This is a genomic window from Stenotrophomonas sp. 63632_Sma (genome assembly GCF_056482875.1).
This window is the reverse complement of the sequence record NZ_CM151220.1, coordinates 2,713,866-2,726,854: the sequence shown is the minus strand read 5'-3', so window position 1 is coordinate 2,726,854 and position 12,989 is coordinate 2,713,866. Positions and strand designations below refer to the sequence as shown.

13 protein-coding genes are annotated in these 12,989 nt (G+C 66.0%); 6 read left to right on the top strand and 7 right to left on the bottom strand.

The genetic code is table 11. The features are described from left to right. Positions 1-118: 118 nt before the first annotated feature. Complete coding sequence (locus ACZK45_RS12635) at positions 119-1,003, top strand: hypothetical protein (RefSeq protein WP_049398451.1); 885 nt, start codon at positions 119-121, stop codon at positions 1,001-1,003. Between the two features lie 95 nt (positions 1,004-1,098). Here the strand turns inward: ACZK45_RS12635 and ACZK45_RS12630 are convergent, their stop codons facing one another. Continuing rightward, entirely contained in the window at positions 1,099-1,395 is a 297-nt protein-coding gene (locus ACZK45_RS12630) for an I78 family peptidase inhibitor (RefSeq protein WP_006373100.1), read from the bottom strand. Between the two features lie 171 nt (positions 1,396-1,566). Here ACZK45_RS12630 and ACZK45_RS12625 point away from each other — a divergent pair, with 171 nt between their 5' ends. Both ACZK45_RS12625 and ACZK45_RS12620 read left to right on the top strand, forming a co-directional pair. Further along, the gene (locus tag ACZK45_RS12625) at positions 1,567-2,223 is read left to right on the top strand and encodes a decarboxylase (protein ID WP_134951461.1); all 657 of its coding nucleotides are present in this window, start codon (positions 1,567-1,569) and stop codon (positions 2,221-2,223) included. Positions 2,224-2,290: 67 nt separating this feature from the next. Next, positions 2,291-3,067 carry a CDP-diacylglycerol diphosphatase gene (locus tag ACZK45_RS12620; protein WP_478444768.1) on the top strand — a complete coding sequence of 259 codons (777 nt, stop codon included), beginning with the start codon at positions 2,291-2,293 and terminating at the stop codon, positions 3,065-3,067. Here ACZK45_RS12620 and ACZK45_RS12615 read toward each other — a convergent pair. Further along, the gene (locus tag ACZK45_RS12615) at positions 3,064-3,663 is read right to left on the bottom strand and encodes a GNAT family N-acetyltransferase (RefSeq protein WP_121503533.1); all 600 of its coding nucleotides are present in this window, start codon (positions 3,661-3,663) and stop codon (positions 3,064-3,066) included. The genes ACZK45_RS12620 and ACZK45_RS12615 overlap by 4 nt on opposite strands. 219 nt (positions 3,664-3,882) lie before the next feature. Between ACZK45_RS12615 and ACZK45_RS12610 the strand changes: the two genes are divergently transcribed. Beyond that, a complete protein-coding gene (locus ACZK45_RS12610; RefSeq protein ID WP_478444767.1) occupies positions 3,883-6,609 on the top strand; it encodes a TonB-dependent receptor plug domain-containing protein in 2,727 nt (908 codons plus the stop codon). A 42-nt stretch (positions 6,610-6,651) separates the two neighbouring features. Here ACZK45_RS12610 and ACZK45_RS12605 read toward each other — a convergent pair whose 3' ends face one another. Then, positions 6,652-7,977 carry an IS4 family transposase gene (locus ACZK45_RS12605; RefSeq protein ID WP_478445890.1) on the bottom strand — a complete coding sequence of 442 codons (1,326 nt, stop codon included), beginning with the start codon at positions 7,975-7,977 and terminating at the stop codon, positions 6,652-6,654. A 156-nt stretch (positions 7,978-8,133) separates the two neighbouring features. Here ACZK45_RS12605 and ACZK45_RS12600 point away from each other — a divergent pair, with 156 nt between their 5' ends. After that, positions 8,134-8,766, top strand: coding sequence for a hypothetical protein (locus tag ACZK45_RS12600; RefSeq protein ID WP_478444766.1), 633 nt, complete (start codon positions 8,134-8,136; stop codon positions 8,764-8,766). A gap of 27 nt (positions 8,767-8,793) precedes the next feature. On the opposite strand, the gene ACZK45_RS12595 is transcribed toward ACZK45_RS12600, so the two are convergent. Beyond that, positions 8,794-9,435, bottom strand: coding sequence for a hypothetical protein (locus ACZK45_RS12595; RefSeq protein WP_071229110.1), 642 nt, complete (start codon positions 9,433-9,435; stop codon positions 8,794-8,796). A 185-nt stretch (positions 9,436-9,620) separates the two neighbouring features. Between ACZK45_RS12595 and ACZK45_RS12590 the strand changes: the two genes are divergently transcribed. Next, positions 9,621-10,781 carry an amidohydrolase family protein gene (locus ACZK45_RS12590; RefSeq protein WP_478444765.1) on the top strand — a complete coding sequence of 387 codons (1,161 nt, stop codon included), beginning with the start codon at positions 9,621-9,623 and terminating at the stop codon, positions 10,779-10,781. A 49-nt stretch (positions 10,782-10,830) separates the two neighbouring features. On the opposite strand, the gene ACZK45_RS12585 is transcribed toward ACZK45_RS12590, so the two are convergent. From ACZK45_RS12585 to ACZK45_RS12575, 3 genes are all read right to left on the bottom strand, one after another. After that, positions 10,831-11,268 carry a DUF3806 domain-containing protein gene (locus ACZK45_RS12585; protein ID WP_478444764.1) on the bottom strand — a complete coding sequence of 146 codons (438 nt, stop codon included), beginning with the start codon at positions 11,266-11,268 and terminating at the stop codon, positions 10,831-10,833. Between the two features lie 176 nt (positions 11,269-11,444). Then, the gene (locus ACZK45_RS12580; protein ID WP_182266284.1) at positions 11,445-11,918 is read right to left on the bottom strand and encodes a DUF3806 domain-containing protein; all 474 of its coding nucleotides are present in this window, start codon (positions 11,916-11,918) and stop codon (positions 11,445-11,447) included. Positions 11,919-12,080: 162 nt separating this feature from the next. Next, positions 12,081-12,962, bottom strand: a complete 882-nt coding sequence (locus tag ACZK45_RS12575; RefSeq protein WP_033833894.1) for a LysR substrate-binding domain-containing protein — start codon at positions 12,960-12,962, stop codon at positions 12,081-12,083. Positions 12,963-12,989: the final 27 nt, after the last annotated feature.

Sequence of the window (12,989 nt, the reverse complement as noted above, 5' to 3'; positions counted from 1 at the left end):
CTGCAATTCCCGACAGGCACAGTCGAGCAAGCTCGACTCTACAAATGCAAAGTCGAGCAAGCTCGATTCTACCGGAGCAGCGGTTACCATCTGGATTCCACGAGCAGGAATCTCATCCATGCCCCCCGTCCTTGCCCGCACGACCGTGTGCGTTGCACTGCTGGCCACCCCGATGCTGGCGCTGGCGCAGGGCTCGATCCTGCCGCAGCAGCGTGACGCTGCGGGCAACGTGATGGAGCCGTTGGGGCAGGTGCTGATCGCCCATGAGACGGGGCCGGCGGGGCTCTACGAGTGCACGCGGGACGGCAACTGGTGCGTGCGCGTGCAGCCGGTTGCCAAAGATGGTGACCGGCCGACCGTGCTGGAAGTACTTGAGAAGGAACCGGGCCAGGGCACGCCACACACCTACCACGTCAGCATCGACGTGCCGCAGGAAAGCGAGCTGTCGCTGTGGCCGTGGATCGTGCGGCTGGCACCTGGCGTGGGCAGCGATGAACCGGTGACCGACCCGCAGCAGCGCGCCCGCCAGAATGTGCTGGTGGGTGGCATCGTCACGTTCAGCGCCATGTACTCCGGTGGAGGTGCCGACGCGTCCACGCTGCAACTGGCACGCGTGCGCCACCTGCAGGACGACATCCAGGTGGACGACGACGTGTTGACCGTGCCATGGCTGGGCAATGCGATGATCCGCGCCTGTTTCAGCGAACAGGACATCAAGCAGCGCGCAGGTGCCTGCCATGACGAATACGGCTTCTCGGCGAAGCTGGCGCTGGATACGGTCGCCGAGGGCATGCCGGTGCTGCGCTACCAGACCGTGGCGACCCGGTTCCCGGCCGGTGTTTCGCGCTTCGAGGATTCGCTGGCCAAGGGGCCGTTGAAGAAGCAGGATCTGCGCACCGAGCAGGACCCGGCGTGCACCTACACGCGGCTGTTCCGCTTCAGCGATGGGGTATTCCACCCCGACCAGGCGCTGCCGGATTGTGCGGGATATACCGAACCCTGAAATGTAGAGTCGAGCCATGCTCGACTGGTTTTCTGCGCGACCCATCCGAAAACCAGTCGAGCATGGCTCGACCCTACAAAAGCCCGCTGCCGCGCTTACTCGCAGCGGGTGGACGTGATGATGTTGTCCTTGTCCACAAACACGCGCAGGCGGTCCGGGCGGATGTCCTTGGTGGTGATGGTGCTGGGGCCGATCGGGTTGACCAGGCCGGCACCGCTCTCGCGGGACAGGCGACGGATGTTGGGCTCGTTGGCCGGCTGGCCGATCGCCCAGCCCAGCTGGCTGGCGTCGCAGCGGCCACTGCCTTTGACTTCCGGGCCAGGGGTGCTGACGCAGGCCGACAGCAGCAGGGCGGAGGCCGGCAGCAACAGGGACAGACGGAATGCAGACATGCGAGCGCTCCTGCGCAGGGGAAGATGGCGGGAACGATAGCACCGAGCGTGCGAAAGGCGTCAGCGCCCCGGTCATTGCCGGCACAGCGTGGTCATTGCATAGTGAGAGGAATAGCTGGCAGTACGCCAGCGGGCAGGCCGGGCCTTTCCGGCGCAGGTGTTGGATACGGTATGACGGCAGGCAGTTTCCGCGGCAAGGACAAGACAATGACGGCCCTGATGTTGTCGTTGCTGGGCGTGGCGTTTGCCGCCTCCGCTGCCGATCCGGAACCCGAGCAGGTCCAATCCCCGGTATTCGGCGCCTGGCGCAACCTGCAGACCGAATCCGGCTACGCGCCGGCGCAGCGTAACCTGGCCTTCGCCATGCTGCCGCAGGCGGCCACCCGCGGCGACCGTTTCGCCATCCTCGACCGCGAGGGCAAGCGGGCGGTGTGCTGCCTGCAGGTGGCCAGCCCCTCGCTGGGCGTCGCTGCGCTGCGCGGGGAGTACCACCTGCCGCAGGCCTGGGTGACGGACCTGAGCAATGGCCGTAGCCCTGCACGACCCTATGTGCCGCACGTCTATGCGATGCAGCGGGTGGACGAGCTGGCCGACTACAGCTTCGCCGATGTACCTGGCGCCTACAGCGACCTGGGCGGTCTGCTGATTCCGGAAGGTGCCGCGCTGGAGGCCGACGGCAGTGCCGTGCGCCTGGGGGACAGCCGCTACCCGCTGCAGTTCCAGCGCCAGCCGCACGCCGATGACGATGGCGCGCTGGACCGCTACAGCCTGCAGGCCGGCGAGGGTGCCGCCCCGATCGTGGTTGAAGTGCCGTTCGGCACCTACTGATTGCAGCTTCGCACTGGCTAGAATGCAGCGCGGCGCTGTCTGCCGTGCCTGCTCCGTGAGTCGTGCCGTGTCCTTGCGCCCCTTCCTGCTGTCGTCCCTGCTGCTGTTGTCTGCCTGTGCCAGCGCGCCTCCGCCGCCGGCCCATTCCGATGCATTGTGGCGATTGATTGAACGTGACTGCCAGGGCGCCGAAGGCCCGCGTGGCGATTGCCTGCGGGTGGAGACGGCAGCAGACCGCCGCGATGTGCTGGTCAAGGACGCGCACGGCGACTACCAGTTCCTGCTGATGCCGCTGGACAAGGTCAGCGGCATCGAGAGCCGCAGCCTGTACCAGCGTGGTGCACCCAACTACTTCGGCGCGGCCTGGCTGGCCCGCACCCACACCGAACGGGCGCTGGGCCAACCGCTGCCGCGCAACGTTGCCAGCCTGGCGCTGAATTCACCGCATGGCCGCTCGCAACATCAGCTGCATATTCACGTGGATTGCCTGCGTGCCGACGTGCTGCAGGCGCTGGACACGCATGCTGCCGCTCTGGGCAGCCAGTGGACACCGCTGCCGGTGCTGCTGCGCGGCCATCAGTACCAGGCACGCCTGCTGCCGGGCGCAGAACTGACCGCCAATCCGCTCAATCTGCTGGCCTACGACCTCGCAGGCGTGGACGACGTCGGCCAGTGGAGCCTGGTTGTGGCGGGCCGGGACGCCGTGCAGGGCGTCCCGGGCTTCATCCTGCTGGCCACCCGTGTGGACGCGGGCACCGGCAACGAGGCCAGCGCCGAAGAGCTGCAGGACCACGCCTGCTCGGTGCTGACCGGTGCCGGCAACGCGCTGGAGCGGATGCGCTAGTCCAGCACGCTGTGCTTGCTCCGCCACATGGGGGCGGTCAGCGCCAGCAGCTGGCGATCCTGCCAGCCATCCAGATCCAGATGATGGTCGCGCAGCAGGCCTTCCTGCTCGAAGCCGAAGGCCCGCAGCGCGGTGGCGAACGGATCACTGCAGTCCGGTGGCAGCATCACGAACAGGCGATGCAGGCCGACGTCCTCGAACAAGAACGGACACAGCGCCTGCAGCGCCGCGTCGGCATGCGGGTGCCAATGCTGCAGCGACAGCAGTTCGGCGCTGCGCGCGTGTAGTGATTGCAGCCGTACGTGCAGCTGGTCCAGTACGTTGCCGTGCTCGTCATCGAACACCCCCAGCAGCAGCTGGTCGTTGTCCTGTTCCAGGCGTGAGCGATGCATGTGGGCGAGGAAGCGCGCTTCCTCATCGATGACGGACGGATCGCGGCGGCCGCGCCGGCGGCGGTCATCGAACAGGCGCCAGCGCGGCAGGTCGGCACGCTGGAAAGGGCGCAGGGTGACCGGTGCGGCCTGCAGCTGCAGCAGGTGACGGCGCAGCACCGGGCGCAATGGGGGAAGGAGGGAAGTGGGGTACGGGGTCATCATCCCCGGCACGATGGCCGTGCCTGCAGCCCTGCACCATTCAAAACATTGCAAAAGTGTGGTGGATGGCACTGCGGGTCTGATTCGGTTCAGGCATAAGGCCATCAGGCCTGGTCATTTCCGTTGAAACCCCCCATTCAGGACACTTTCGTTACGGGATCGTTATGCGCCGTACAGGCCGCTGCCCCCGTACCACCACCCGCCCAACTCCCCAGGAAGCCCATGTCCGCCTCCCACAAGGCGCTGCGCCCGCGTCCGCTGGTGCTCGCACTGTCGTCCCTGATGCTGGTCTCGTTGCCGGCCTTCGCGCAGGAAAGCGCACCCACCACATTGCAGGAAGTGAAGGTCACCGGCTCGCGCATTCCACGCGCCAGTGTCGAGGGCCCGTCGCCGGTGACGGTGATCAGCCGCGAACAGATCGATGCGCAGGGCTACCGCAATGCCTTCGACGCACTGAGCGCGCTGACCGAGAACACCGGAAACGTACAGGGCGAGGACTTCGGCAACACCTTCACCCCGGCCGCCAACACCATCAACCTGCGCGGGCTGGGCCCGAACCGCACGCTGGTGCTGGTCAACGGCCGCCGCCAGGCCGACTACCCGCTGGCCTACGAGGGCTCGGTGAACGTGGTCAACCTGGCCAACATTCCCAGTGCGCTGATCGAGCGCATCGAGGTCCTGGCGGCAGGTGCGTCGGCGGTATACGGCTCCGATGCGATCGCCGGCGTGGTCAACATCATCCTCAAGGACCGCTTTGAGGGCGTGGATGTGAACGTGCGCGCCGGTGGCACCCAGCAGGGCGGCGGCGACAACCAGCGCGCGCAGGTGGTCGGTGGTAGTTCCGGCGAGCGTTGGGATGCGCTGTTCGGCTTCGAGTTCGATGTGCGCAAGGCGATCCACGCGCGCCAGCGCGATTTCATGGATTCGCTGGACGATGATCCGGCCGGCAAGGCACCGCAGGCGACCGCGATCGCCTATCGCCGCAATGCCGCCACCGGCCGCAACATCGATCCGGGCGTCACTGGCTGCGACGGGGCGTCTGACATCTATGGCGGCAGCGTGTTCCGCGCCTTCAACCCTCGCCAGGGCTGGTACTGCGGCAGCAACGAGGCCGCCGCCAGCTACTGGACCGTGCAGACCCAGAAGCGCAACCTCAATGGCTATGGCCTGCTGACCTTCCACGTCAACGAGACCACTGACCTGTTTGCCGATGTCGCCGTGGGCAGCGCGCGGATCTACAACAACACGCGTGCGCCGACCTGGACCTCGGCCCGCAACTACTTCTACAACCAGACCACCGGCAACCTGGAAAGCTGGTACCGCCGCTTCGCGCCGGAGGAAATCGGCGGGCTGCCGCGCAATGCCAACCGCTTCCTGGAAAACTCGTGGTCGTTCAACGTCGGCGCACGTGGCCAGATCGGCGACAGCGGCTGGGACTATGAGGCGGTCTACAGCCGCTCGCGATACGAGAACCGCACCCGCCGCCCGGTACTGCTGGCCGGTATCAACGAATACCTGCTGGGCCCGAAGCTGGGCGTGCGCAATGGCGTAGAGGTCTATGCGCCGGATCCCGCGCGCCTGTTCCAGCCGCTGAGCCCGAACGAGTACCAGAGTCTGTCCGGCTACCAGGAGAGCCGCAACGCGGCGTGGCTGCAGACCTTCAGCGCCAGCGTCAACGGCCGGCTGTTCGCACTGCCCGGTGGCGACGCAGCGCTGGCCGCGGTGGTCGAGGCTGGCAGCCAGGGCTATCGCAATCGACCGGACCCCCGACTGGGCAGCGGTGAATTCTGGAACACCAGCGCCGGTATTGGTGCCGGTGGCGAGCGCGACCGCTATGCTGCCGGCGTGGAGCTGCAGCTGCCGTTGCTGCAGTCGCTGACCACCACCCTGGCCGGGCGCTATGACCAGTACCGTGCCGGTGGTGAGCACATCGGCAAGGCGACCTGGAGCTTCGGCGTCGAGTTCCGCCCGATCGAGAGCCTGCTGATCCGTGGTACTGCTGCCACCAGCTTCCGGGCGCCGGACATGAACTACGTGTTCGCGACCGAGACGCGTGGTTACAACCCGGGCATGACCGACTACTGGCGCTGCCGCACCGCAGGCCAGTCGTATGACAACTGCGACTACAACGGTCTGTCGATCGATTACAGCAACCGTGCCAACCCGCAGCTGCAGCCGGAATCGGCCAAGTCGTATGGCTTCGGCGTGGTCTGGTCGCCGGCGGCTGGCCTGGATTTCAGTGCCGATTACTACGACATCCGCATCGACAACGAGGTGACCAGCCTCGATACCAGCCGCATCCTGCGCGACGAGGCCGATTGCCGATTGGGAAAGACGCTGGGCGGCGAAGCGCGTGACATCGGCTCACCGCTGTGCCAGGACGCGCTGTCGCGTGTGATCCGCAATCCGTCCAATGCAACCGTGCAGCCGGACCAGGTGACCCGTGTGCTGATCAATCCGATCAACGCCGCCTCTGAATCGGTTCGCGGCCTGGACCTGAAGGGCAACTGGCGTTTCGATGCCGGTCGCTATGGCCGCTTCACCACGCGCCTGGCCTACACCGTGGTGCTGGAGCACAAGTACCGGCAGTTCTCCGATGATCCGGAGCGTGACATCCGCAATTCGCTGGATGACTACCAGTGGCGCAGCAAGGCCAACGGCAGCATCACCTGGAACCAGGGTGACTGGACCACCACGCTGTACGGCAACCGCTTCGGCTCGCTGCCGAAGACCGATGGCAGTGGCCGCATCGCGCCGTACATGACGTACAACGCCAGCGTGTTCCGCCAGTTCGGCGAGAACCTGTCGGTGGGCGTGATCGTCAACAACCTGCGTGACAGCCGCCCGCCGGCGGACAAGAACGGAGGCGGCTGGCCGTTCTATCCGGTCGGCAACTACGATCCGTATGGCCGCCAGTACTGGGTGCAGCTGGACTACCGGTTCCGCTGATCCGGCAGGCGAACGAAAGGCCCGGCATTGCCGTAATGCTGTTCACTTAAGCGGTGCAGCCTTGCGATCGACGGGATAACGGGTTTTGGAGATCTTCACCGTCCTCGGAGTTGTTGGCCGGGGACGGTGCTCCAGGAAGAGGCTGGCGACGCCGGATCGCAGCTGGGATAAACGCCTTCCGGTAGCCGAAGCGGGTTGTGCCGCCGCCATCACGATCAGCTGCGCGGCGATGTAGTGGCAGGCAGGTTTGAAACGTATCTCCGAGGGTGCGCGGCCGTAGGCAACCGCCGCTTGGCTCGCCTCGCGGCGGATGATGTTGTACGCCAGCAGCAGCCCCCATACTTCCTGATACACCAGCTCGACGGTCTTGCTGCGCAGGGTCACTGCATTTCGCTGCATCGAGCTTTTGAGATCGCGGAAACCCAGCTCGATTTCCCAGCGCTCCTGATAGAGCGCGGCTACGGCTTTTGTGCTGTAGGTCCCTGCCGGTAGCGACGTCAGCACCGTCTTGATCCTGCCCTGATGCTCGTAGCTCACTTCACGCACCCGCCAGTGCGTGGGCAGTGCGGGATTCTTCTTCCGCGCCTGTGGAGAAACGCGCATTTCCAGCAGCCGATCATGCGCGTTGTAGCGCTCCACTTCTTCGGCCACCAGATTGCTCCGCGAGGGCGTAAGCCAGTGCCGCTCAGTACCGTTTCCGGCCAGGCTCAACAGCAGATCCGCGCCCCAGAAACCCTTGTCCAACAGAGTAATCGAGCGATCCGGGATCTTCTCGAAGAAGTCCTCTGCCAAACGCATTTCGCCTCGACGGTAGGGGCTGAGCCGGGCATCGAGCATGATGTGCGAGCGCACGTTCATCAGCGCCACCAGCCGCATCAGCGGATAAGGCGTCTGCCGTTCGGTGCCGGTATTGCCCGACCCAAAATGCGCACGTAGTTCTGGCGTGTCTGCGGTGCGCAGCAGGGCACCGTCAACGGCCAGCACCTGCAGGCCCTGCCAGTCATCGTCGGGATAGCGCTCGGCACCCCAATGCTGGCCGCACCTGCGGAAAAGATCCTCTACCGGATCTGCGCCAAGCCGCGCGCGAGCCTGGCTGATGCCGCTGCGTGCAGGCAGATCCAGCGATGCAAGGCCTTGGGCACAGATGTTCAGTCGCCTGGCCACCTCATGCACCGGTTCATCGCGGAACAGGGCCATGCCCAGCACCAGCCACAACACCTGATCGCTGGGTAATCTGCGCCTGCGGATGGAGGCCTGCGAGGAGAGTTCCAGCGCGCTGGACACCCATTCCACCGGGATGTTCTGGGTGAAGGTGCTCAGGTCGGAGAAATTGAACAGGTCACCAAGGTCGAGCAGTTGCTGTTGGATGGGCACAAAAAATCCGATGCCAGAAGACTGGCATCGGATTCTGATTGGCTCAGCTGCTTAAGTGAACAGCATTACGGCATTGCCGGGCTTTTCTTTGTGCAGTGCATCCGTGTTGCCTGCGAGCACATGGCATGCTGTGGCGATACACGGAGGAGGATGCGCATGGATGTCAGGGTGTGGAGTGTGATTGCAGTGGTGGCCATTGCAGGTTGCAGTGGCAGGCAGGCGGCCAGCGTGGAGGATGCCGCGGAGGTGGCCAATGCCGCGCCTGCGCAGTCTCACGCGCAGCCAGCGGAGCACGCTGGGCCATCGCGCGCGGCAACGGCATCGAGTGCCACGACGGCTGCCGCTGGGCTCGCGCAACCGGAGGGGCACTTCCTCGAGGGCGAGCGCATGCTGCTGAGCGAGGGTGCGGTGTCCGTGCAGAAGAGTGAGGCGCTGCTGGGTTCCGACAAGGCTTTCGCGCAGGCGATCAGCCAGTTCGAGCGCGATGCGGCTGGCCACCCGGAAGTGCAGGACCTGACCCGGCTCTACAGGACGGCCGCGACCCGGATCATCGGCAGCGACGGCACGCTGGTGTCTTTCGCCTGTGGCTACAGCCTGTGTGTTGGCGAGATCCGAAGCCGTACCGATGAGGATTTCAGTGCCTGGTCCGAGGCGATCGGCACGGACAAGGCGGCCCCGGTCTACAGTCTGACCACGGCGCCGATGACATGGGGCAGGGACCAGCGTGGTGGGCGCTTCGTGTTCTCGGTGGATCCTGCAGCCAACGCCATCACGGGCCCGTAGCCGGCGGATGCCCGGCGCCGCGGCGCGTTACGGAAGCGTCTGCTGCAGGTACGACTCGATGACGTAGCTGAAAGGCTGCTGCTGGCGGTCGCGCAGCAGGGCACGCACTTCCAGGATCACGCCGTGATCGCCTTCGCCCCGCGGCGGCCAGAACGTCTGGTCAGCCAGGGTCTGACGCTGGAAGCCGAGCGGGCCGACCACGCGACCGAACGGTTCGTCGGTGCTGTCCAGCACCTGGTTCATGGCCGGGCTGAGGTGACCAGGCAGGTACCAGTTGTCGGCCTCGGACAGCACGCGGCTGCCGCAGACCAGCTGCACGCGGCGATAGCGCAGGTCGGTACCCGGCTTCACGCCCAGCGCCTGCAGCACGTCGGCGGGGGCAGGCTTGTCCTGGCCGTGTATGCGAACGGCGCGCACCCGCGCCTGTTCGGCCAGGCCGTGCTCTGCGCACCAGTGTTCCAGCGTGGCGGTGGCGCTCTGCCCGGACAGCACGCGCTGGTGCAGGCGCTCGACCAGCGCAGCCGGGGCGATGCGCTGCTGGCCTGGCGGCGACTGCAGCGGCGCGGCGGCCGCAGCATCAGTGGCGGACAGGCTGGCGATCGGAGCGGCGGCAAGCAGGGACGCGGCCTGCCAGCGGCGGAGACGATCGTGGCGGTCGGACGGGCCCATGCGGCATCACAGCGGAAACAGGCGCCCATGTTACCCGTTCAGGGGGGTGCACGGCGTGGCTGCGACCGGTTGTCGCAGGGGGAATCATCGTTCTGATGAATGTGTGGCATCCAGATATTTCGTTGGCCGATGGCGGTGCCGGCGCGCAGGATGGCGGCCATGACTTGGCTTTCCGGGAGTTTCCGATGACGCTTCAGTTCGTCCACGGTGCGGTGGACCGCGCCGGCGCGCCACTGCATTTCCATATCCGTGATGGCCGCATCAGCGGGCTCACTGGCGAGGCCGCGCCGGCCGAAGGGGCGGAATGCGTCGACCTGCAGGGCTTCGCGGTGCTGCCCGGGCTGGTCGACGGCCACATTCACCTCGACAAGAGCTTCGTCGGCGACCGTTGGCACCCGCATCAGCCGGTGAACAGCCTGCGTGAACGGCTGGCGGTGGAAAAGGCGGCAGTGGCGGCTGCGACGCCGATGGTCGATCGCGCCGAGGCGCTGATCCGCCAATGCAGCGGCTTCGGCACAGTGGCAATGCGCTGCCATGTCGATATCGATGGCAGCACCGGCCTGCGCCACCTGGAGGCGGTGCGCGAGGCCGCATTGCGCTGTGCCGACATCATGCGCATCCAGCTGGTGGCGTTCCCACAGGCCGGGGTGATGTCCTGCGCTGGTACCGCTGCGGTGCTTGAGCAGGCCCTTGCTGCGGGCGTGGAGGTGCTCGGCGGCATCGACCCGACCACGCTCGACGGTGATGCCGAAGGCCAGCTGGCGCTGCTGTTCGGCTTGGCCGAGCGTTACGGCGTTCAGCTGGACATCCATCTGCATGAGCCCGGCGAAACCGGCCTGGCGCAGCTGCTGCGCATCGCCGCGCGCACCCGGGCCGCTGGCCTGCAGGGTCGGGTGGCGGTCAGCCATGCCTATTCGCTGGGCGACGTGCCGCTGGCGCGCGCGCTGCAGGTGGGCGAGGCGCTGGCCACGGCCGGCGTAGCGATCATGAGCAACGCGCCGGGCGATCATCCGTTCCCGCCGCTGCGCGCGCTGCATGATGCCGGTGTGCGCGTGTTCGCGGGCAACGACAACATCCGTGACTGCTGGTGGCCGTATGGCAACGGCGATCTGTTGCAGCGGGCGATGCTGCTGGGCTACCGCTCCGGCTTCCATACCGATGCCGACCTGATGCTGGCGCTGGACATGGTGACCACCCATGCCGCGCAGGTGATCGGGCTGCCGCAGTACGGTCTTGTGGAAGGGCATCCGGCCACTTTCGTGGCGGTGCGTGCCGACCACGGCCCGGCCGCTGTGGCCGGGGTGCCGGTGGAGCGGCGCGTGGTAGTTGATGGCCGTTGGCTGTAGATCCACGCCGGGCCAACCCGTGTAGCGCCGAGCCACGCTCGGAGGCTTTTCATACGTAATCGTCGGCGCGGGTAGCGACGAACTCTTCCAGCCACGCAAGCAGATGGGCGATGTCGATGAGCTCGCCCTGCTCGATGCGCTTGAGCAGCAGCGTGCTGGCGCCGATCTGCAGGCTGCTGTCGGCATAGCGCAGCACCGCGTCGATACCCCAGGCATCGGTCACCTGCATCCAGGCCAGGCCCGGCACGCGCTGGGCCAGGGTGTCACCGAACGCCACGCCCAGTGCTTCCCAGCCATCGCAGTCGTCGCGGTCGATCAGCTCGGCATCGACCACGCGCTGCAGCGTGGTGGCCGCCAGCGGCCACTGCACCGGCAACGTCGGAAAGCCGGCGGCCACGCGCGCAGCGATCAGCGAGCGCTGGTGCTGCAGATGCGTCTGCAGTGCAGCGGGCAGGGGATCGAAGCGGGTGGGGATTTCATCGGACATGGCGAGGCGCCGTGGGGCACGGAAACTTGGGCGACTGTAGCCGGCGATGTAGTGCCTTGGTGCGGCAGGTCTGATCAGATATCGATGATCAATGCGCGAACTCTGATTGCTCCCGCAGGTGCAGCATCAAGGTCCGTATACGTCATTCTGCGCGGCTCAATCGTCCTCTCATGGGCTCAGTTGGACTTTAGCGCTTGCTGGATGATGAGCTCCTCGAGGGCTTCAAGCAGATGATTGATCTCGATGGCCTCGCCTTCTTCGACGCGCTTGATCAACAGGGTGACGGCGCTGACGATGCTGTTGGCCTCTCCATAGCGGAGAACCGCATCGACGCCCCAGGCATCGGTTACCTGGGTCCAGGCAAGTTCCGGTACACGCTGTGCTAGACAGTCACCGAATGCGACCCCTAGTGCTTCCCAACCGTCACAATCATCGCGATCGATCAGTTCTGCATCGACTACGCGTTGCAGCGTGCTCGGCAGCAGCGGCCATTGAACAGGAACGGTGGGGAACGCAGATGCGACGAGGGCAGCAACCTGTGCACGCTGCTGCTGCATGTGCGCGATGAGTGCAGGTGGCAGCGGATCGAACCGCATGTCGGCTTCGTCCTTCGGAGCAGGGGTCAAAGTAACCTGGTACGTGCTGGTCATAGGCGGGGTAATCCGGAGAAGGGCGTTCACCACCCTATCGCCCAGACTTTGGGTACGCCATCAGTGGGCCGTTTGCGACAAGCATGTATTTGCTGGCGCACCAGTGCCCTTTTCGATGCCGGATGCTCGTTTCCATCCACGCATGGCGTGGATCTACCGTGGTCAATCCGGTTCGCGCTGCACCTGCCGCCACAGCTCGCTGGCCAGTGCGCGCACGGCATCATCGGCGTCCGCGCGATGCAGCAGGCCGATCTCGTAGTTGTCGATCACCGGCAGCTCGCGCTCTCCATCGATGATGCGGTGCTCGCGGCTGACCGCGCGGCGCGGCAGCAGGCTGATGCCGATGCCATCGGCCACCGCACCCTGGATGCCACTCAGCGACGAACTGGTGAAGGCGATGCGCCAGCGCAGGCCCAGCGCCTCCACGGCGTGGATCATCTCGTCGCGGTACAGCCCGCGTGGCGGGAAGGTGACCAGTGGCAGCGGGTCCTGCTGCAGGCAGCTGCTGCGCAGGCTGTCGATCCAGTGCATCGGCTCGCGCCGGCAATGCACCGCCTGGCGGCTGTTGCGGCGTTGCTTGACCAGCACCAGGTCCAGCTCGCCGTGGTCGAAGCCCTGCGCGAGGTCACGGCTGAGGCCGCTGCTGATCTCCAGCTTCACCTGCGGGTGGCGACGGCTGAAAGCGGCCAGCATGCGTGTGGTCTGCGCGTTGACGAAGTCCTCGGGCACACCGATGCGCACCGCGGTTTCCACGGTGGCGCCGGCCAGCGCCTGTGCCATTTCCTCGTTCAGGTCGAGCATGCGCCGCGCGTAGCCGAGCAGGGTGTGGCCGGCATCGGTGGGGTGTACGTCGCGGTGGCCGCGTTCGAGCAGGCGATGCCCGGCCAGTTCCTCCAGCCGGCGCACCTTCTGACTGACCGTGGACTGGGTCGAATGCAGGCGCGTGGCCGCAGTGGTGAAGCTGCCGCAGTCGGCCACCATCACCAGCGCCCGCAGCAGGTCCAGTTCGAACAGGGTTCTATTCGATTTGGCACTGTCTTGCATTTGAACATTTCACTTCTGGATACCAAT